This window comes from Streptomyces sp. NPDC007162 (assembly GCF_040634175.1).
Taxonomy (GTDB): Bacteria; Actinomycetota; Actinomycetes; order Streptomycetales; family Streptomycetaceae; genus Streptomyces.
This window is the reverse complement of sequence record NZ_JBEYFC010000144.1, coordinates 1-19,027: the sequence shown is the minus strand read 5'-3', so window position 1 is coordinate 19,027 and position 19,027 is coordinate 1. Positions and strand designations below refer to the sequence as shown.

Below are 19,027 nucleotides of genomic sequence, written 5' to 3'. Positions count from 1 at the left end.
GCGAGCGGGTCGGGCTTGCTGGTGGAGATGATCCAGTCCGCGTTGCCGGCCTCCTCGGCGTGGCCGTCGTCGAACAGGACGCGGTAGGTGCTGGCTGCGTGGGCGGGGGTCGCGGCGCTGGTCGCCTGCACGGCGACCCCGGCCGCGAGAAGGCCGAACACGGCTGCGGCGGTGGTGAGTTCGCGGCGCGAGATGGCGAAGCCGGGCATCTGTCATTCCTCCGTCGGTGGGGGATGGGAGAGAGGGATGGCGGTGCGGGTGGGGGTACTGCGTCGGTCGTTCTGCGCGCGTAGAGTCGAAGGTGATCGTTCACCCGGGGGGGCAGACCGGACGGTACCCGGGCGACGCGGTGCGCCGACAGGATTCCCGGTGGACTCACAGGAATTTCTTACCTGTACATGACAACTCTGCGGCCGGAGTGCGACCGAAGGTTCGCCGACACCTCTCGTCTAAACTGTCGCCGAACATCACACGGGGCGGCACGGGGCAGTACGGGGGGCACGAACATGGCGGACGTACGCCGTCGACTACGCTCGGGCACGGTCGTCCTCGGCGGTATGGGCCTGCTGGCCGCCGCCCTGACCGCCTGCTCCTCGGACCCCGACAAGCGCTGCGTCGACCGCGACAGCTACCGCGCGACCAAGGGCTACCGGGTCGTCTCCGACAAGGACTGCGCCTCCACCAAGTCCGCCGTCGACGCCGGCTACTACTACGGCGGCAAGAAGAAGGGCGGCTGGGTCAAGGGCGGCTCGTTCACCAAGTCCCGCGGGAGCTCCGGCGGTTCGTCGGGCGGCGGCCACGGCGTCCACCGCGGCGGCTTCGGCGACGGCCACGGCGGCTCCGGCGGCTGACCGGCCCATGGAGCGCCGTACGACCGACCCCCGCCCCGGCTGGCAGCGGACCGTCGAGGAACAAGGGGTGATCTATCCCCTCACCCGGCACCCCGACGGCGTGCTGCGCCCGTACTGGGACGAGAGCGCCTACTACGCCTTCCCCCTCGACGAGGTGGAGGCGCTGGAGGAGACGGTCGCGGAACTGCACGCGATGTGCCTGGCGGCGGCGGACCGCATCGTCGCGACGAATCGTTTCGCCGACCTCGGCATCACCGATCCCCGGGTGGTGCGGGCCGTCACCGACTCCTGGCACCGCCGCGCCGAACTCCCCTCCCTCTACGGTCGTTTCGACCTCCGCTACGACGGCACCGGCCCGGCGCGACTCCTGGAGTACAACGCGGACACCCCCACCTCCCTGGTGGAGGCGGCCTCCGCGCAGTGGTTCTGGATGGCGGACCGCTTCCCGGGCGCCGACCAGTGGAACAGCCTCCACGAACGCCTCGTCGCCGCCTGGCGCGAGCAGGCCCGTCTGCTCCCCTCGGGCACCCCGCTGTACTTCGCCCACTCCTCGGCCGACGAGCTGGGCGAGGACCTGATGACGGTCGCGTACCTCAAGGAGACGGCCGAGCAGGCGGGCCTCGACACCGACTGGATCTCCATGGAGGAGATCGGCTGGGACACCCTCTCCGGCCGCTTCGTCGACAACGCCCTCCGGTTCGTCCGCGCCTGCTTCAAGCTCTACCCGTGGGAGTGGCTCACGACGGACGCCTTCGCCCCGCACGTCCTCGACACCCTGGACAACGGCGGCGGCACGGGTACGACGATGTGGATCGAGCCCGCCTGGAAGATGCTGCTCAGCAACAAGGCGCTGCTGGCGGTCCTGTGGGAGCTGTACCCGGGCCACCCGAACCTCCTCCCGGCATACCTGGACGGCCCGAGAGAGCTGGCGACCGGCAAGGGCTACGTCAGCAAGCCGCTGCTGGGCCGGGAGGGCGCGGGGGTGGTCGTACACGAGCCCGGCCACGCCCCGGTCGTCCGCGAAGAGCCGTGCTGCTACCAGGAGCTGTCCCCGCTGCCCGACTTCGACGGCAACCACGTGGTGCTGGGCGCATGGGTGGTGGGCGGGGAACCGGCGGGCCTGGGCATCCGCGAGTCAGCGGGCCTGGTGACGGACGACTACGCCCGCTTCCTGCCGCACGTGATCCTGTAGCGCCCGGGACGGCACCCCGCTAGGCGCTCAACACCCCCCACAGCTGCTCCACCCCCCACTCCAGGTCCTCCTCCTCGACCACCAGCGGCGGAGCCACCCGCACCGTCGCCCCGTGCGAGTCCTTCACCAGCACCCCCCGCTCCATCAACCGCTCCGCGACCACCCGCCCCGACCCCACCCCCGGAGCCACGTCCACCCCCGCCCACAGGCCCCGCCCCCGCACGGCCGTCACCAGTCCGCTGCCCGCGATCTCCGCCAGCCGCCGGTGCAGCACCTCCCCCAGGACCGTCGCCCGCTCCTGGAACTCCCCGGTGCGCAGCATCGCGATCACCTCCAGCCCCAGGGCGCAGGCCAGCGGGTTCCCCCCGAACGTGGAGCCGTGTTCGCCCGGGCGGAAGACCCCCAGCACCTCCGCCCGCGCCACCACCGCCGACACCGGCAGCACCCCGCCCCCGAGCGCCTTCCCGAGGACGTACACATCGGGTACGACCCCCTCGTGCTCGCACGCGAACGTGCGCCCGGTCCGCCCGAGACCGGACTGGATCTCGTCCGCGACGAACAGCACGTCCCGCTCGCGGGTCAGCTCCCGGACCCCCGCCAGATAACCCGCCGGCGGCACGATCACCCCGGCCTCGCCCTGGATCGGCTCCAGGAGCACGGCGACCGTGTTCTCGGTCAGCGCGGCGCGCATGGCCGTCAGGTCGCCGTACGGGACGATCTCGAAGCCGGGCGTGTACGGCCCGTAGTCCGCCCGTGCCTCGGGGTCGGTCGAGAAGGAGATCACCGTGGTCGTACGGCCGTGGAAGTTGCCGCCCGCGACCACCACCTTCGCCATCTCCGCGGGCACGCCCTTGACCCGGTACCCCCACTTCCGAGCGGTCTTCACCGCCGTCTCCACCGCCTCCGTCCCCGTGTTCATCGGCAGCACCATCTCCATCCCGCACAGCTCCGCCAGCTGGGTGCAGAACGCGGCGAACCGGTCGTGGTGGAAGGCCCGGGACGTCAGCGTCACCCGCTCCAGCTGTGCCTTCGCCGCCGCGACCAGTCGCGGGTGGCCGTGCCCGAAGTTCAGCGCCGAGTAACCGGCCAGGAAATCCAGGTAGCGGCGCCCCTCGACGTCCGTCAGCCACGCCCCCTCGCCCGTGGCGATCACCACCGGCAGCGGGTGGTAGGTGTGCGCGCTGTGCAGCTCGGCGGCGGCGACGAGGGCTTCCGTAGTGGTCACGGCGACTCCGGGGGACGTGGCGGGATTGCCCCCTTTCCTACCCCTTGTTCGTGCCCGACTGGTGGACGCCACGGCACCCGGGCCCGGCGTGCCCGGTAATGTGATCCGCGGGCCGTGACTGGCGCGCTGGGATGGGACCGACCATCGGGGAGCGGCTCGTGTTGTGACCGAGTGCCGTGCGCCTGGGCCGAACCGTGAGTGCCGAACGACATGTCCGGAGGTCCCGAATGACTGACAAGTCCGCGCCCCTGTCCACCGAGTCCACCGCCTACCGTGCCGCCCTCGACGTGATCCGCGCCGTCGAGCCGCGCGTCGCCGACGCCATCGGCCAGGAGGTCGCCGACCAGCGCGAGATGCTCAAGCTGATCGCGTCCGAGAACTACGCCTCCCCGGCGACCCTGCTCGCGATGGGCAACTGGTTCAGCGACAAGTACGCCGAGGGCACCGTCGGCCGCCGCTTCTACGCCGGCTGCCGCAACGTCGACACCGTCGAGGGCCTCGCCGCCGAGCACGCCCGCGAGCTGTTCGGCGCCCGGCACGCCTACGTGCAGCCGCACTCCGGCATCGACGCCAACCTGGTCGCCTTCTGGGCCGTCCTCGCCGACCGCGTCGAGGTGCCCTTCCTGGAGAAGACCGGCGCCCGCCAGGTCAACGACCTGACCGAGGCCGAGTGGTCCGAGCTGCGGCAGGCCTTCGGCAACCAGCGAATGCTCGGCATGTCCCTGGACGCGGGCGGCCACCTCACCCACGGCTTCCGCCCGAACATCTCCGGCAAGATGTTCGACCAGCGCTCCTACGGCACCGACCCGGCCACCGGCCTCATCGACTACGACGCGCTGCGCGCCCAGGCCCGTGAGTTCAAGCCGCTGATCATCGTCGCGGGCTACTCCGCGTACCCCCGCCTGGTGAACTTCCGGATCATGCGCGAGATCTCCGACGAGGTCGGCGCGACCCTCATGGTCGACATGGCGCACTTCGCGGGCCTGGTCGCCGGCAAGGTCCTCACCGGCGACTTCGACCCGGTCCCGCACGCCCAGATCGTCACGACCACCACCCACAAGTCGCTGCGCGGCCCGCGCGGCGGCATGGTCCTGTGCGACGACTCCCTCAAGGACCAGGTCGACCGCGGCTGCCCGATGGTCCTGGGCGGCCCGCTCCCGCACGTCATGGCCGCCAAGGCCGTCGCCCTCGCCGAGGCCCGGCAGCCCGCGTTCCAGGACTACGCCCAGCGGATCGTGGACAACGCGCGCGCGCTGGCCGAGGGCCTGATGCGCCGGGGCGCCACCCTGGTCACCGGCGGCACCGACAACCACCTCAACCTGATCGACGTGGCCGGCTCCTACGGCCTCACCGGCCGTCAGGCCGAGTCCGCGCTCCTCGACTCCGGCATCGTCACCAACCGCAACGCGATCCCGGCCGACCCGAACGGCGCCTGGTACACCTCCGGCATCCGCATCGGCACGCCCGCGCTGACGACGCGGGGGCTGGGAACGGCGGAGATGGACGAGGTGGCGGCCCTGATCGACCGCGTCCTCACCACCACCGAGCCGGGCACGACGAAGTCCGGCGCGCCGAGCAAGGCGAGCCACGTCCTCGACGAGAAGGTGTCCACGGAGATCGCCCAGCGCGCGACGGACCTGGTGGCGGGCTTCCCGCTGTACCCCGAGATCGACCTCGGCTGAAGCGCCCCGAGGGGCGTGGGGAACTGCGCGACCAGCCACAGCGGTCCGCGGTTCCCCACGCACCGAAACCACCCGAGCTCTCTGAGACAATGGTGAACATGGCCTCAGATCGTCCCCGCGTGCTCTCCGGCATCCAGCCCACCGCCGGTTCGTTCCACCTGGGCAACTACCTCGGCGCCGTCCGCCAGTGGGTAGCCCTCCAGGAGTCCCACGACGCCTTCTACATGGTCGTCGACCTGCACGCGATCACGGTCCCGCAGGACCCCGCAGACCTGCGCGCCAACACCCGCCTCGCCACCGCACAGCTGCTCGCCGCCGGCCTGGACCCGGACCGCTGCACCCTCTTCGTGCAGAGCCACGTCCCGGAGCACGCCCAGCTCGCCTGGGTGATGAACTGCCTCACCGGCTTCGGCGAGGCCAGCCGGATGACCCAGTTCAAGGACAAGGCGGCCCGGCAGGGGGCCGACCGCGCGAGCGTCGGCCTGTTCACGTACCCGATCCTCCAGGTCGCCGACATCCTGCTCTACCAGGCCCACGAGGTGCCCGTCGGCGAGGACCAGCGCCAGCACGTCGAGCTCACCCGTGACCTCGCCGAGCGCTTCAACGGCCGGTTCGGCGAGACCTTCACCATCCCGAAGCCGTACATCCTCAAGGAGACGGCGAAGATCTACGACCTCCAGGACCCGTCGATCAAGATGAGCAAGTCGGCGTCCACGCCGAAGGGCCTCATCAACCTCCTCGACGACCCCAAGGCGACCGCGAAGAAGGTGAAGAGCGCGGTCACCGACACGGACACGGTGATCCGCTACGACACCGCGGAGAAGCCCGGCGTCTCGAACCTCCTCACCATCCACTCCACCCTCACCGGCACGTCGATCGCCGAGCTGGAGCAGGAGTACGAGGGCAAGATGTACGGGGCGCTCAAGACGGACCTCGCCGAGATCATGGTCGAGTTCGTGACCCCGTTCCGCGAGCGCACCCAGCAGTACCTGGACGACTCGGAGACCCTCGACTCGATCCTGGCCAAGGGCGCGGAGAAGGCGCGTGCGGTCGCGGCCGAGACCCTCGCGCAGGCCTACGACCGGGTCGGCTTCCTGCCCGCCAAGCACTGAGCCGCCACCGGGCGAGGGGAAGCGCTGCACATCACTTCGGCCACGGCTGCCCGCGAGGCGGCCGTGGCCGTACAGTCGATAGCCGGACGGCCGGGTACGAACCCGACAGCCGTCCGACCATCACGACCGACGGGAGATGACGTGGGGACCGTAACGATCGGCGTGTCGATCGCGGTCCCGGAGCCTCACGGCAGCCTGCTCCAGGAGCGGCGCGCGGGCTTCGGCGACGCCGCGGCCCATGGCATTCCCACGCACGTGACCCTGCTGCCGCCGACGGAGGTCGACGCGGGCGCGCTGGCCGCGGTGGAGGCCCACCTGAGCGAGGTCGCCGCGAGGGGCCGGCCGTTTCCGATGCGGCTGTGCGGCACCGGTACGTTCCGGCCGCTGTCGCCGGTGGTGTACGTCCGGGTGGTCCGGGGGGCCGAGGAGTGTGCGTGGCTGCAGTCGCGGTTGCGGGACGCCTCGGGGCCGCTGGAGCGTGAGTTGCAGTTCCCGTACCACCCCCATGTGACCGTCGCCCACGGGATCGACGAGGCGTCGATGGACCGGGCGTTCGCCGAGCTGGCGGAGTTCGAGGCCGAGTGGCCCTGCATGGGGTTCGCCCTGTACGAGCAGGGGGCGGACGGGGTGTGGCGGAGGCTGCGTGACTATCCCTTCGGGAGCTCTGTTGTGCCTCCTCAGGTGGGGCATGTGGAGCGCGGGAGCATCGCGAGCCGGTAGGCCGTGAGCCCCCTCTAGATCGGCAGCCGTCGGAACACCGACCGTGGTGCGTGCCGTAGGGCCGACATCACCACGCGCAGTGCGCCCGGCACCCACACCACCTCCGAGCGCCTGCGCAGGCCCGTCTCGATCGCCGTCGCCACCGCCTCCGGGGTGGTCGCCAGAGGGGCCTCCTCCAGGCCCTCCGTCATCTTCGACCGCACGAACCCCGGCCGTACGACCAGCACGTGCACGCCCGTTCCGTGCAGGGCGTCGCCGAGGCCCTGGGCGAAGGCGTCCAGGCCCGCCTTGCTGGAGCCGTAGATGAAGTTGGAGCGCCTCGCGCGCTCCCCGGCGACCGACGACAGGACCACCAGTGAGCCGTGGCCCTGGGCCTGCAGGGCCCGTGCGCTCACCAGGCCCGCCGAGACGGCGCCGGTGTAGTTGGTCTGCGCCACCCGTACGGCGCTCAGCGGCTCGCGTTCGTCGGACGCCTGGTCGCCGAGGACGCCGAAGGCCAGCAGGACCACGTCGACGTCGCCCTCCGCGAAGACCTTGCCGAGGGCCGGCTCGTGGGACTCGGGGTCGAGCGCGTCGAAGGGGACGGTGTGGACGTCGGGCCCGAGGGTGCGCAGGTGTGCGGCGGCCCGGTCGAGCGCGGGGGAGGGGCGGCCGGCGAGCCACACCGTGCGGGTGCGGCGGGCGATCAGCCGGCGTGCGGTGGCCAGCGCGATCTCGGACGTACCGCCGAGGACGAGCAGCGACTGGGGCATTCCGAAGGCGTCCTTCACGACAGCTCCTGAAGACGGGGGGCTAGAGACCGAGACGGCGGGACAGGTCGGAGACGAACACCCCGCGTGGGTCCAACTCCGCGCGCAGCGCACGGAATTCGGAGAGCCTCGGGTACATCGCGGCGAGCAGTTCGGGGCGCAGCCGGGAGTCCTTGGCGAGGTAGACGCGGCCGCCGGCGGCCGCCACCTCCTCGTCCAGTCCGTCGAGGAGGGCGGCGAGGCCGGGCAGGCCGGCCGGGATGTCCAGGGCGAGGGTCCAGCCGGGCACGGGGAAGGAGAGCCAGCCGGGGTCGGCGTCGCCGAAGCGTTTGAGGACGGCCAGGAAGGACGGGCAGCGGTGCTCGGAGATACGGGCCACGATCCGGCGCAGCGTGTCCTCCCGGCCGTGTCCGACGGCGAACTGGTACTGGACGAAGCCGGCCCGGCCGTAGACGCGGTTCCAGTGCGGGACGCCGTCCAGGGGGTGGAAGAACGCGGAGACGCGCTGGAGCCTGCCCACCCGGGCGCGGGGGGCCTTGCGGTACCAGACTTCGTTGAACAGGCCCACGGTGGTGCGGCCGAGGAGGCCGTCGGGGACGAAGGCGGGAGCGGCGGGAAGGGTGCGGGGGCGGAAGGCGAGGGGGGCGCGCCCGGCGCGGGTGTGCTCGCCGAGCGCTTCCCGGGGAGCGTGGTCGCCGCGCGTGAGCACCGCGCGCCCGGTGGCCGCCCCGCGCGCGAGCAGGTCGATCCAGGCGACCGAGTAGCGGTAGCGGTGGTCGGTGTCGGTGAGCCGGGTCATCAGGTCGTCGAGGTCGGTGGCGCGTTCGGTGTCGACGGACATGTACGACGTCTCGACGGGGAGGAGGCGGACGGTCGCCGTGAGGATCACTCCGGTCAGACCCATGCCGCCGGCCGTCGCGTCGAACAGCGGGGTGCCGCGGCTCACCGTGCGGACGTGGCCGTCGGCGGTGAGGAGTTCGAAGGACAGCACGTGACGGGAGAACGATCCCGAGACATGGTGGTTCTTGCCGTGGATGTCGGCGCCGATCGCGCCGCCCACCGTCACCTGGCGGGTCCCCGGGGTCACCGGGACGAACCAGCCGAGCGGCAGCAGCACCTCCATGAGGCGGTGCAACGAGACCCCTGCGTCGCACAGCACGGTGCCGCCGTCCGCGTCGATGGCATGGATGCGGTCGAGACCCGTCATGTCGAGCACGGCGCCGCCGGCGTTCTGCGCCGCGTCACCGTACGCCCGCCCCAGGCCCCGGGCGATACCGCCGCGCACCCCGCAGGTGCGGACCGCGTCGGCCGCCTCCTGGTAGGTGCGGGGACGGATCAGACGGGCGGCGGTGGGGGCGGTGCGGCCCCAGCCGGTGACGGAGACGGTGGCTTCGGGCGCGGCGGGTCCGCCAGGCTTTCCAGGCATGGGACGACCGTATCGCTGCCGTATGGGTGGTTATGGGTGTTATGGATGATTGGTTACGGAAGATCACCTGACTCCCCGAAACGGGTGATTGTCCGAATGTCGCTCAATAGGGTCGTAGCTTTGGCCGCGTGAAGGTGAACAGTGAGTCCAATGGACGACATGGACCACCGGATCCTGACCGCGCTGCACGCCTGCGGCGCCGATCCACGCGTCGCGTCGGCCGCGCGCGGTCTCTCCCTCGCCGGGGAGCACGGTGCGCTCTGGCTCGCGGCGGGCCTTGCCGGGGCCGCCGTGGACGGCGCGCGGCGCGGCGCCTGGTTGCGCGGCACGGCGCTGGTCGCGGGCGCGCATCTCGGCAGTATGGCCGTGAAGCGGATCGTACGACGGGCCCGGCCCGCGCACGTACGGCCCCGGGTGCGTACCGCCGGCCGGCACTCCTTCCCCAGCTCGCACGCCACCTCCGCGACGGCGGCCGCCGTCGCCTTCGGGGCGCTCGGCGCGTCCGCCCTGACGCCCCTCGCGGTCGCCGTGTGCCTCTCCCGGCTGGTCGTCGGAGTGCACTACCCGACGGACGTGGCGGCGGGCGCGGCGCTGGGGGCGCTCACGGCGCGCGCGGGAGCGCGTTGGATGCGCGAGGGAGTGCCCGGCGCCTCGTACGCGAGGGGGCGGGCGTGACCGAGACCGCCCACGCGGCCGGCGAGACGCTCGCCGACGGAACGCTTGCCGGCGAGACGTCTGCCGAAACGGCACTGCACGAGCAGCGCGGCCACCCCCTCCGGCCGTCCGGACCCGCACGCGCGCACCGCACCCCCGGCCTCCTCCTCAAAGGCCTGCTCAAGACCACCCGCCCCAAGCAGTGGGTCAAGAACATCCTCGTCATCGCCGCCCCGGCCGCCGCCGGGCGCCTGTTCTCGGTGCACGCCCTGCTGCGCGAGACCCTGGTCTTCGCCCTCTTCACCGCCTGCGCCGCCGCCGTCTACCTGATCAACGACGCCCGGGACGCCGAGGCCGACCGCGCCCACCCCGTCAAGTGCCGCCGCCCGGTCGCCGCCGGCCAGGTCCCGGTCCCCGTCGCCTACGCCGTGGGAGGCGTCCTGGCGGCCCTGGGACCACTGCTCGCGGCCCGGCTGGCCCCACCCCTGGTCGCCGTCCTCCTGATCGCCTACCTGGCCATGCAATTGGCCTACTGCGTCAGCCTGAAGCACGTCCTGGTCGTCGACCTCGCCGTCGTCACCACCGGCTTCCTGATGCGGGCGATGATCGGCGGGCTCGCCCTCGGCATCCCGCTGTCCCGCTGGTTCCTGATCACCACCGGCTTCGGCGCGCTCTTCATGGTGTCGGCCAAGCGCTACTCCGAAGCCGTGCAGATGGCCGGGAAGGCGGGCGCCACGCGCGCGCTGCTCACCGAGTACACCACCGGCTACCTCCGCTTCGTCTGGCAGCTCGCCGCCGGGGTCGCCGTCCTCGCCTACTGCCTGTGGGCCCTGGAGGGCCACGGCGGACCCGGCGCCGGCCTGCTGCCCTGGCGCCAACTGTCCATGGTCGCCTTCATCCTGGCGATCCTGCGCTACGCCGTCTTCGCCGACCGGGGCACCGCCGGCGAGCCCGAGGACGTCGTCCTGCGCGACCGCGCCCTCGCCCTGATCGGCCTGGCCTGGCTGGCGATGTACGCCCTCGCGGTGGCCCACTGGTGAGCGCGGACCGGCGTGAGCTGATCGGCTTCGCCGTCGTCGGTCTGCTCGCCTACGCCGCCGACCTCGCCCTCTTCAGCCTCCTGCGCGGCCCGGCCGCCCTCGACCCGCTCACCGCCAAGTCCCTGTCCTTCGTGGCCGGCTGCACGGTCGCCTACCTGGGCAACGCCTGCGGCACCTACCGCCACACCCGCGCCACCGGGTTGCGCCCCTACGCCGTCTTCGTCGCCGTGAACCTCGCGGGCGCCCTCGTCCAACTGCTCTGCCTCGCCGTCAGCCACTACGGACTCGGTTTCACCTCGCAGCGCGCCGACACCGTCTCCGGTGCGGTCGTCGGCATGGCGCTGGCCACACTTCTGCGCTTCTGGGGTACCCGTACATTGGTGTTCCGGTCAGGGGGCAGAGTCGGGTCATGGACTGGCTGAGCAGACTTCCCGTCATCGGCCCGCTGCTGGGCCGGCTGATGACCACGCACGCGTGGCGGTCGTACGAACGGCTGGACCGGGTGAAGTGGACCCGGCTGGCCGCCGCGATGACCTTCATCAGCTTCGTCTCGCTCTTCCCGCTGCTCACCGTGGGCGCCGCGGTCGCCGCCGCCGCGCTCAGCCAGTCGCAGCAGAAGGACCTCCAGAGCAAGATCGCCGACCAGGTACCCGGCATCTCCGACCAGCTGGACATCAACGCGCTGGTCCAGAACGCCGGCGCCGTCGGCCTGATCGCCGGTGCCGTCCTGCTGTTCACCGGCATCAACTGGGTCGGGCAGATGCGGGACTGTCTGCGCGCGGTGTGGGAGCTGGGCGACAAGGACGAGAACCCGGTCCTCGTCAAGCTCAAGGACGGCGGCATCCTGCTCGGCTTCGGCGGCGCGGTCCTCGCCACCCTCGCGGTGTCCACGATCGCCTCGGCGGCGGTCGGCTGGACGTCCCGGCAACTGGGCCTGGCCGAACACGGCTGGGGCAGCCTGCTGCTGCGGATCGTCGCGTTCGCCGTCGCCGTGGTGGCCGACTTCCTGCTGCTGCTCTACGTCCTCACCCTGCTGCCCGGAGTCGAACCGACGCGCCGCAGGCTGCTGGTCGCGGCCCTGATCGGCGCGGTCGGCTTCGAACTCCTCAAGCTGCTGCTCAGCGGCTACATCCAGGGCATCGCGGCGAAAAGCATGTACGGCGCGTTCGGCGTGCCCGTGGCCCTGCTGCTGTGGATCAACTTCACCTCGAAACTCGTCCTGTTCTGCGCCTCCTGGACGGCGACGGAGAGCGGCACCGCGGTCAGGGCCGAGTCCGGCGGCGTACCAGATCCGGCAGCGGCCAGCGGCGGTTGACCAGGAACGCCGCCCCCACCAGCAGCACCAGCGCCCCGCCCGTGACCGCCAGCGCGACCCCGACCCCGCTGGAGCCGCCCGCGGAGGCGGCGGCCACCGGCTTCGACCCGGCGTTCCTCCCGGCACCGGCCGCGGTCGCCGAGGGGGTCGCCCCCGGCTGGGCAGTGGAACCCACCGCCCCCCTGGGCGGGACCAGTTCGCCCACCGGAGTCGCCTTGCCCGCCGCCTGGAACCCCCAGTCGAACAGCTTGGCGGTCTCCTTGTAGACCTCGTTGTGCTCCTTCTTCTCCGGGTTCATCACGGTGACCAGCAGCACCCTGCCGCCCCGCTCGGCGACGCCGGTGAAGGTGGCGCCCGCGTTGGTGGTGTTGCCGTTCTTCACCCCCGCGATGCCCGGGTAGACCGACACGTCGGAGTCACCGCTGAGCAGCCGGTTGGTGTTCTGGATCTCGAAGGAGCCGCGGACCGACCTGCCCTTGGCGTTCTTCGTCGTGTCGCCGGGGAAGTTCGCCCGGACGGTCGAGCAGTACTCCCGGAAGTCCTTCTTCTGCAGCCCCGAACGCGCGAACAGCGACAGGTCGTAGGCCGACGACACCTGGCCCGGCTGGTCGTACCCGTCCGGGCTCACCACGTGCGTGTCCAGCGCCTGCAACTCGTCGGCGTGGTCCTGCATGTCCTTGACGGTCTGCCCGACCCCGCCGTTCATCGCGGACAGCACGTGCACGGCGTCGTTGCCGGAACGCAGGAAGACCCCGAGCCACAGATCGTGCACCGTGTACGTCTGGCCCTCCTTTATCCCGACCAGGCTGGAACCGGCGCCCATGCCCGCGAGGTCGGCCGGCACCACCTTGTGCGTGGTCGACTTCGGGAACCGGGGCAGCACGGTGTCCGCGAACAGCATCTTCAGGGTGCTCGCCGGGGGCAGCCGCCAGTGCGCGTTGTGCGCGGCGAGCACCTCGCCCGACTCGGCGTCGGAGACGATCCAGGAACGGGCGGTGATGTCCTTCGGCAGCACCGGCGCCCCGGCGCCGAGATCCACCTGGGTGCCGGGGCGGCCCAGCCGGGCACCGCCGACCGTCGACATCCGCGCCGGGGGAGTGGCCGGCGGACTCGTCGAGGGCGTCGGCGCGGCGAGCGCGGCCGGCGTGGTGAGCGAGAGGGACAGCAGGGTGGCGGAGGTGACCAGCAGAGATCGGCCGGTCTTCGGTTTCGGTGCGGGCACGGACGAGAACGTACCCGGCACGGAGGGCGAAGTCCCACCACCCACCCCACTCCGGAATCGGAACCGGACAGCGAACGGCGATACTGACTTCGTGAAACTCAGCCGCCCGGTCTCCTGGTTCCTGCTCGCCTTCGGGGTGTGGAGTTGGTTCATCTGGATCACTTTCGTCAAAAACCTCGTCAAGGACGGCAGCGGACTCGCCTTCCATGACGGCAGCCCCACGGCGTACTTCTGGATCCACCTGACACTGGCCGTCGTGTCCTTCGTATTGGGGACGGTCATCGGGGTCATCGGGTTGCGCGGAGTGCGCGCACTGCGCCGCACGTCATAGGAAGAGGCACACCGGGGTGATCATCGTCGTCGGGCTCGTCGCCCTGGCCGTGGTGGCGGTTCTGTACGGGTACCTGTGGCGCCGCCTGGTCCGGGACACGACGACCGGGTGGGGATGGCCGCGCCGGCTGGGCACGGCACTGTTCGTCGTGGGCCCGGTACTGATGTTCGCGGCCCTCTTCGCCGAGGTCGGCCACGCCCCGTTCGCCCTCCAGCGCACCCTGGCCTGGCCGGGCTTCCTGTGGATGGCGCTCTCCCTGTACCTGCTGCTGGCGGTGGTGGCGGGGGAAGCCGTCCGTCCCCTGCTGACCCGAGCCCTGAAGCAGCGCTCCCTGAAGCGCCCCCTCGGGGGCGCGGGGCTGTATGCGATGTGCGGCTACCGCCGCGTGGGTGCGACCGGCCCCGACGCACCGCAACTGTCGGCGCCGACCGGCAGCCCCCCTCGGGGGCGCGGGGACCTGCGCGAAATCCTCCCACCCGCCCCCACTCGGCATCCGACCCCCGCCCCCGCTCCCACCCGCCGCCTCTTCGTCTCCCGCGTCGTCGGCGGCGCAGCCGCCACCGCCGCCACCGCCACCGTCGGCCTCGGCACCTACGGCGTCCTGCGCGGCCCGGGTGTGAAGCGCGTCACCGTCGCCCTCGCCAAACTCCCGAGGGCCGCCCACGGTTACCGCATCGCCGTCGTCAGCGACATCCACCTGGGCCCCGTCCTCGGCCGCGGCTTCGCCCAGCGGGTCGTGGACACGATCAACGCCACCCAGCCCGACCTGATCGCGGTGGTCGGCGACCTGGTGGACGGCAGCGTGCGGGACCTCGGCCCGGCCGCCGCCCCCCTGGCCCAGCTGTCCGCTCGGCACGGCGCGTACTTCGTCACCGGCAACCACGAGTACTTCTCCGGCGCCCGGCAGTGGGTCGAGGAGGTGCGCGACCTCGGGCTCCACCCCCTGGAGAACGCCCGCACCGAACTCGCCCACTTCGACCTCGCCGGCGTGAACGACGTCGCCGGGGAGAGCACCGGCCAGGGCCCCGACTTCGACCGCGCCCTGGCCGACCGCGACCCGGCCCGCGCCTGCGTGCTCCTCGCCCACCAGCCCGTCCAGATCCACGAGGCCGTCCGCCGCCACGTCGACCTCCAGCTGTCCGGCCACACCCACGGCGGCCAGCTCTGGCCCGGCAACCTCGTCGCCGCGGCGGCCAACCCGACCGTCGCCGGTCTGGACCGCTACGGCGACACCCAGCTGTACGTCTCCCGGGGCGCCGGTGCCTGGGGCCCGCCGACCCGGGTGGGCGCCCCGTCCGACATCACGGTCATCGAGCTCGCGTCGCGGCACGCCTGACCGAAACGGCCCCCCGCGAGCCCCCCGCCGCCCCTGTGAAATCCGGCCGAAACGAGCGCTCGGTAAGTTCTTCCTTATCTAGTCAGATCGCTCTTCCCCCACCTGAAACACCTGTGATTAGGTGAGCCGCGTCACTTAGGGGAGTGGCGCTTGTGGGGAGGCACCAACCGTGCGATCTGTTCGCATGCGGATTCTCGTGACGCTCGTCGTGCTGGCGATCGCGGGGATCGGCGGCTGGCAGCTGCTGCCGTCGCAGGAGAACCAGAACAAGACGATCACCGTCGGTACGACGGACGCCGTCACCTCGCTCGATCCGGCCGGCGCCTACGACGCCGGTTCCTGGGCGCTGTACAACAACGTCTTCCAGACGCTGCTCACCTTCGAGCCCGGCGGTGTCCAGCCGGTCCCGGACGCGGCCCAGAGCTGTTCGTTCACGGGCTCGGGCCTGAGGACGTACCGCTGCGTGGTGCGTGACGGGATCACCTTCCCGAGCGGCCGGACGATGACCGCCGAGGACGTGAAGTACTCCTTCGACCGGGTCAAGAAGATCAACTCCGATGTCGGCCCGGCCTCCCTGCTGTCCACCCTCGGCTCGGTGACCGCCGACGGCAAGACGGTCACCTTCCACCTGTCGTCCCCCGACGCGACCTTCCCGTTCAAGGTGGCCACCGGCGCCGGCGCGATCGTCGACAAGGACAAGTACCCGGCGGACAGCCTGCGCACCGGCACCTCGGTGGACGGCACCGGCCCGTACACCCTGACGTCGTACACGAAGGACAAGCAGGCGGACCTGCAGCCCAACGGCCACTACAAGGGCGACCTGAGCGGCAGCGGACGCCCCGTCGAGCTGCGCTACTACGCCGACTCGGCCAAGCTCGCCGCCGCCTACAAGGCCAAGCAGGTCGACGTGGCGACCCGGACGCTGCCGCCCGCCATGGTCTCCAAGCTCTCGCCGAGCGACCCGAACCAGCGTGTCCTGGAGTCCGACAGCTCCGAGACCCGCAACCTGTACCTGAACACCCGCCAGAAGTCGCCCCTGCACGACGTGCTCGTCCGCCGCGCCATCGCCTGGCTGGTCGACCGCGAGGATCTCGCCTCGTCCGTGTACGACGGCACGGTGCAGCCGCTGTACTCGCTGATCCCGGCCGGCCTCACCGGTCACACCACGTCCTTCTTCGACGACTACCCAGAGCAGAACGTCGCCAAGGCGAAGGCGCTGCTGGCCCAGGCCGGGGTCAGCACCCCCGTCGAGTTCTCCTTCGGCTACGGCATCGGGCACGGTGCGGGAGCGGAGGAGGCCGCCGCCCTGAAGCAGCAGCTGGAGAAGGGCGGCCTGTTCAAGGTCGACGTCAAGGGTTACGAGTGGACCGACTTCCAGAAGTCGTGGGCCGCGGGCAGGATGGACGCCTGGGCGGTCGGCTGGGTCGCCGACTATCCCGACCCGGACACCTTCGGCGCCTCCCTGGTCGGCAGCCACTCCGTGATGAGCACCGGCTACAGCAACAAGGGCGTCGACGACCTCCTCCAGCACAGCCAGCAGTACGCCGACCGCAGCCAGGCGGAGCAGGACTTCCGCAGCGTCCAGACGGACGTGGCGAGCGACGTCCCGCTGATCCCGCTCTGGCAGCGCACCGACTACGTCCTCAGCAACGAGGACGTCGGCGGCGCCCAGTACCTCACGGACAGCACGGGCGTGTTCCGGCTGTGGAGCCTGAACTGGATCTGACCGCCGGATCGCCGACGGCACGCGCACCGCTCGCCGCGGGGTGAGGCCGGCCAACGCCAGGCGGTGTGGTCCCGCTCGACCCCGCACGCCCCCTGCCCGGGGCTCGGGCCCACTGCAAGGCGGCGGTCACGGTCGGCCTGGTTCCCGCACACCCCGTGCCGGGGGCTCGGGTCGACCGCAGGGCGGCGGTCACGGTCGGCCTGGTTCCCGCACACCCCGTGCCGGGGGCTCGGGTCGACCGCAGGGCGGCGGTCACGGTCGGCTTCTTCCCGGGCGCCGTCCGCGCCCCGTGCCGGGGCTCAGGCCGATCGCAGGGTGACGGTCACGGCCAGCCCCTTTCCGGGCGCCGTGCGCACCGCGACCTCACCCCCGTGCGCCTCCACCACCCCCTGCACGATCGCCATCCCCAGCCCGCTCCCGTCGCCGCCCCCCACCCGGAAGAACCGGTCGAAGATCCGCCCCGCGTCCTCCTCCCCGAGACCCGGCCCCTCGTCGGCGACGCACACCCGCACCACCCCGTCCGCCCGCTCCACCCCCAGCCGCACGGCGGCCTCGACCGGCGTGTGCACCCGGACGTTGGCCAGGAGGTTGCCCAGCACCTGCCGCAGCCCGGACTCGTCGGCCCGCACCAGCACCGCCCCGTCGGCCGAGACGACGACCCGCCGCCCCGGCTGCTGCGCCCGCAGGTCCTGCGCCGCGTCCCGCACCAGCCGGCTCACGTCGACGTGCCGGAACCGGATCTCCGGCCGCCGGTCGAGCCGCGCGAGCAGCAGTAGTTCGTCCACCAGCCGCCCCATCCGGTCCACCTCGCCGTGCATCCGGTCCCAGGCCCGCCGCCGCTCCCCCGGCTCGCTCAGCATCCCCTGGTCGTACAGCTGGAGGTAGCCGCGGATGGCGGCGAGCGGTGTGCGCAGTTCGTGCGACGCGTCGGCGACGAACCGCCGCAGCTGGGCCGCGCTGCGCTCCCGCGTCCGGTACGCCGTCTCCACCTGGTGGAGCATGGCGTTGAGGGCGAGCCGCAACTGCTCGACCTCCTGCGTCGGATGGTGACTCGACGGCACCCGCCGGGTGAGGTCGCCCTCGGCGATCGCCGAGGAGGTCTCCACCATGTCCTCAAGGGGCAGCAGCCGTCGCCGCACGCTGTACATGGTCAGGCAGCACAGCAGCGCGAGCAGCAGCGTGCCGACGGCGAGGTCCAGCCGGAGCGCCTTCGCTATGCCCTTGTGCAGCAGCTCGGTCGAGGAGGCCAGCAGGATGTAGGGGCCGTCGGCGAGCCGGGTCGCCGTCACCCGGTAGGCCGCGCCGTGCACGTCGATGTCGTGCGGACCGGGCGCGGCGGCCAGGGCGCGCGGGTCGGCCACGGCGGCCGCCAGGGCCCGCTGGGCGGCCGTCGGTTTCAGGTCGAAGACGGTGACCGCCCGGCCGTCGCCGCCCACCACGGTGAAGATCGAGTCGGGTGTCGGGTCGGACTCGGCGGGGGTGATCCGCTCGCGGACCACGCCGAGCGCGGTCAGCGAGTCGACCTGCCGCAGGGTGAGCCCCGAACTACCCAGTGACGTGCGGGTCTTGAGCAGTTCGGAGTCGACCTGGTCGAGCAGGTACAGCCGCATGCCCATGATGCTCACCGCGGTGGCCAGCACGATGCCGACGGCGAGCAGCACGGCGTTCGCCAGGGTCAGCTTGCCGCGCAGCGAGTGCAGCCCGTGCCGGTGCCCGCGGTCGCGAAGGTTCATGCCAGGCCGTATCCGACGCCCCGCCGGGTGGTGATCACCGGTGCCCCGAGGGTGTCGAGTTTGCGCCGTAGGTAGCTGATGTAGGTCTCCACGACGGTGGACTCCGACGGCGCGTGCTCGTACTGCCAGACGTGCTTGAGCAGTTGCTCCTTGGGGACGATCCGGCCGCCGTTGCGCACCAGGAAGCGCAGCAGCGCGTACTCGGTCGGGGTCAGCTCGACCGTGCGGCCCGCGCGGTGCACCGAGTACGACGTCTCGTCCAGTTCCAGGTCGCCGTAGCGCAGCGGTGGCCGTTGCTGGATGACGTCGGCCGGGCGGGTGCGGCGCAGCACCGCGCCGATGCGGGCGACGACCTCGTCGATGTTGAAGGGCTTGGTGATGTAGTCGTCGCCGTAGCCGAGGGCGCCGACTATCTCGGCCGGGGCGTCCCGCGCGGTCAGGAAGACCAGGGCCAGGTCGGGTTGCCGGACGCGGAGTTCCCGGGCGAGCGCCCGCCCGTCGCCGTCCGGCAGCATCACGTCGAGCAGGGCCGCGTCGGGCCGGGTGCGCTCGGCCAGCGCGAGGGCCCCCTGGACCGTACCGGCCGTCATCACCTCGAACCGGTGGTAACGCAGGGCGATGGCGAGGACGTCCGCGATGCTCGGCTCGTCCTCCACGATCAGCACGGTGCTGCCTGGAGCCGTCATGCCCCCAGTATCGGCGCCCCCGCCGAC

General features: G+C 71.9%; 18 protein-coding genes, 1 pseudogene and 1 riboswitch. Of the genes and pseudogenes, 12 read left to right on the top strand and 7 right to left on the bottom strand.

Annotated features, from left to right (window positions below; genetic code table 11):
* A pseudogene (locus ABZ646_RS19115) lies at nt 1-209 on the bottom strand (hydrolase); the annotation flags it as partial.
* Between the two features lie 297 nt (nt 210-506).
* Here ABZ646_RS19115 and ABZ646_RS19110 point away from each other — a divergent pair.
* Both ABZ646_RS19110 and ABZ646_RS19105 read left to right on the top strand, forming a co-directional pair.
* On the top strand, nt 507-851 hold the full coding sequence (locus ABZ646_RS19110; RefSeq protein WP_360519983.1) for a hypothetical protein: 345 nt from the start codon (nt 507-509) through the stop codon (nt 849-851).
* Nucleotides 852-858: 7 nt separating this feature from the next.
* Nucleotides 859-2,043, top strand: a complete 1,185-nt coding sequence (locus ABZ646_RS19105; RefSeq protein WP_360519981.1) for a glutathionylspermidine synthase family protein — start codon at nt 859-861, stop codon at nt 2,041-2,043.
* A gap of 19 nt (nt 2,044-2,062) precedes the next feature.
* Here ABZ646_RS19105 and rocD read toward each other — a convergent pair whose 3' ends face one another.
* On the bottom strand, nt 2,063-3,268 hold the full coding sequence (gene rocD, locus ABZ646_RS19100; protein ID WP_360519979.1) for an ornithine--oxo-acid transaminase: 1,206 nt from the start codon (nt 3,266-3,268) through the stop codon (nt 2,063-2,065).
* Between the two features lie 104 nt (nt 3,269-3,372).
* A riboswitch (ZMP/ZTP riboswitch) is annotated at nt 3,373-3,463 on the top strand.
* 32 nt (nt 3,464-3,495) lie between these two features.
* On the opposite strand from rocD, the gene ABZ646_RS19095 reads away from it, so the two are divergent.
* The 3 genes from ABZ646_RS19095 to ABZ646_RS19085 all read left to right on the top strand — a co-directional run bounded on the left by ABZ646_RS19095 (nt 3,496) and on the right by ABZ646_RS19085 (nt 6,782).
* A complete protein-coding gene (locus ABZ646_RS19095; RefSeq protein ID WP_360519977.1) occupies nt 3,496-4,950 on the top strand; it encodes a glycine hydroxymethyltransferase in 1,455 nt (484 codons plus the stop codon).
* A gap of 98 nt (nt 4,951-5,048) precedes the next feature.
* Nucleotides 5,049-6,062 (top strand): tryptophan--tRNA ligase, encoded by a 1,014-nt coding sequence (gene trpS, locus ABZ646_RS19090; RefSeq protein WP_360519975.1) that lies wholly within the window; start codon nt 5,049-5,051, stop codon nt 6,060-6,062.
* Between the two features lie 141 nt (nt 6,063-6,203).
* Nucleotides 6,204-6,782, top strand: a complete 579-nt coding sequence (locus ABZ646_RS19085) for a 2'-5' RNA ligase family protein (RefSeq protein WP_360519973.1) — start codon at nt 6,204-6,206, stop codon at nt 6,780-6,782.
* Between the two features lie 14 nt (nt 6,783-6,796).
* Here ABZ646_RS19085 and ABZ646_RS19080 read toward each other — a convergent pair whose 3' ends face one another.
* Both ABZ646_RS19080 and ABZ646_RS19075 read right to left on the bottom strand, forming a co-directional pair.
* Nucleotides 6,797-7,552, bottom strand: coding sequence for a decaprenylphospho-beta-D-erythro-pentofuranosid-2-ulose 2-reductase (locus ABZ646_RS19080; RefSeq protein WP_360519971.1), 756 nt, complete (start codon nt 7,550-7,552; stop codon nt 6,797-6,799).
* Between the two features lie 22 nt (nt 7,553-7,574).
* Nucleotides 7,575-8,957, bottom strand: a complete 1,383-nt coding sequence (locus tag ABZ646_RS19075; protein WP_360519969.1) for an FAD-binding oxidoreductase — start codon at nt 8,955-8,957, stop codon at nt 7,575-7,577.
* A 150-nt stretch (nt 8,958-9,107) separates the two neighbouring features.
* Between ABZ646_RS19075 and ABZ646_RS19070 the strand changes: the two genes are divergently transcribed.
* From ABZ646_RS19070 to ABZ646_RS19055, 4 genes are all read left to right on the top strand, one after another.
* Complete coding sequence (locus ABZ646_RS19070; RefSeq protein ID WP_360519967.1) at nt 9,108-9,632, top strand: phosphatase PAP2 family protein; 525 nt, start codon at nt 9,108-9,110, stop codon at nt 9,630-9,632.
* A gap of 155 nt (nt 9,633-9,787) precedes the next feature.
* Complete coding sequence (locus ABZ646_RS19065) at nt 9,788-10,651, top strand: decaprenyl-phosphate phosphoribosyltransferase (RefSeq protein WP_360519985.1); 864 nt, start codon at nt 9,788-9,790, stop codon at nt 10,649-10,651.
* Complete coding sequence (locus tag ABZ646_RS19060) at nt 10,648-11,073, top strand: GtrA family protein (RefSeq protein ID WP_360519965.1); 426 nt, start codon at nt 10,648-10,650, stop codon at nt 11,071-11,073. The genes ABZ646_RS19065 and ABZ646_RS19060 overlap by 4 nt, the downstream gene beginning before the upstream one ends.
* Nucleotides 11,061-11,966: a YihY/virulence factor BrkB family protein gene (locus tag ABZ646_RS19055; protein ID WP_360519963.1), complete on the top strand. Its 906-nt coding sequence runs from the start codon at nt 11,061-11,063 to the stop codon at nt 11,964-11,966. The genes ABZ646_RS19060 and ABZ646_RS19055 overlap by 13 nt, the downstream gene beginning before the upstream one ends.
* Here the strand turns inward: ABZ646_RS19055 and ABZ646_RS19050 are convergent.
* Entirely contained in the window at nt 11,914-13,188 is a 1,275-nt protein-coding gene (locus ABZ646_RS19050; RefSeq protein ID WP_360519961.1) for a D-alanyl-D-alanine carboxypeptidase, read from the bottom strand. The genes ABZ646_RS19055 and ABZ646_RS19050 overlap by 53 nt on opposite strands.
* Nucleotides 13,189-13,279: 91 nt before the next feature.
* Between ABZ646_RS19050 and ABZ646_RS19045 the strand changes: the two genes are divergently transcribed.
* From ABZ646_RS19045 to ABZ646_RS19035, 3 genes are all read left to right on the top strand, one after another.
* Complete coding sequence (locus tag ABZ646_RS19045) at nt 13,280-13,519, top strand: SCO4848 family membrane protein (protein WP_132891339.1); 240 nt, start codon at nt 13,280-13,282, stop codon at nt 13,517-13,519.
* Between the two features lie 16 nt (nt 13,520-13,535).
* Nucleotides 13,536-14,855: a metallophosphoesterase gene (locus ABZ646_RS19040; RefSeq protein ID WP_360519959.1), complete on the top strand. Its 1,320-nt coding sequence runs from the start codon at nt 13,536-13,538 to the stop codon at nt 14,853-14,855.
* Between the two features lie 184 nt (nt 14,856-15,039).
* Nucleotides 15,040-16,581: an ABC transporter substrate-binding protein gene (locus tag ABZ646_RS19035; protein ID WP_360519957.1), complete on the top strand. Its 1,542-nt coding sequence runs from the start codon at nt 15,040-15,042 to the stop codon at nt 16,579-16,581.
* A gap of 299 nt (nt 16,582-16,880) precedes the next feature.
* On the opposite strand, the gene ABZ646_RS19030 is transcribed toward ABZ646_RS19035, so the two are convergent.
* Both ABZ646_RS19030 and ABZ646_RS19025 read right to left on the bottom strand, forming a co-directional pair.
* Nucleotides 16,881-18,314: a HAMP domain-containing sensor histidine kinase gene (locus tag ABZ646_RS19030; protein WP_360519955.1), complete on the bottom strand. Its 1,434-nt coding sequence runs from the start codon at nt 18,312-18,314 to the stop codon at nt 16,881-16,883.
* The gene (locus ABZ646_RS19025) at nt 18,311-19,000 is read right to left on the bottom strand and encodes a response regulator transcription factor (protein WP_132891335.1); all 690 of its coding nucleotides are present in this window, start codon (nt 18,998-19,000) and stop codon (nt 18,311-18,313) included. Before ABZ646_RS19025 ends, ABZ646_RS19030 begins: the two co-directional genes overlap by 4 nt.
* Nucleotides 19,001-19,027 lie beyond the last annotated feature (27 nt).

Bases quoted from the DNA above. Each gene is read 5' to 3' on its own strand.
- ABZ646_RS19110 (WP_360519983.1), top strand. From the start codon at position 507: ATGGCGGACGTACGCCGTCGACTACGCTCGGGCACGGTCGTCCTCGGC.
- ABZ646_RS19105 (WP_360519981.1), top strand. From the start codon at position 859: ATGGAGCGCCGTACGACCGACCCCCGCCCCGGCTGGCAGCGGACCGTC.
- ABZ646_RS19095 (WP_360519977.1), top strand. From the start codon at position 3,496: ATGACTGACAAGTCCGCGCCCCTGTCCACCGAGTCCACCGCCTACCGT.
- trpS (WP_360519975.1), top strand. From the start codon at position 5,049: ATGGCCTCAGATCGTCCCCGCGTGCTCTCCGGCATCCAGCCCACCGCC.
- ABZ646_RS19075 (WP_360519969.1), bottom strand. From the start codon at position 8,957: ATGCCTGGAAAGCCTGGCGGACCCGCCGCGCCCGAAGCCACCGTCTCC.
- ABZ646_RS19070 (WP_360519967.1), top strand. From the start codon at position 9,108: ATGGACGACATGGACCACCGGATCCTGACCGCGCTGCACGCCTGCGGC.
- ABZ646_RS19055 (WP_360519963.1), top strand. From the start codon at position 11,061: ATGGACTGGCTGAGCAGACTTCCCGTCATCGGCCCGCTGCTGGGCCGG.
- ABZ646_RS19035 (WP_360519957.1), top strand. From the start codon at position 15,040: ATGCGGATTCTCGTGACGCTCGTCGTGCTGGCGATCGCGGGGATCGGC.
- ABZ646_RS19030 (WP_360519955.1), bottom strand. From the start codon at position 18,314: ATGAACCTTCGCGACCGCGGGCACCGGCACGGGCTGCACTCGCTGCGC.
- ABZ646_RS19025 (WP_132891335.1), bottom strand. From the start codon at position 19,000: ATGACGGCTCCAGGCAGCACCGTGCTGATCGTGGAGGACGAGCCGAGC.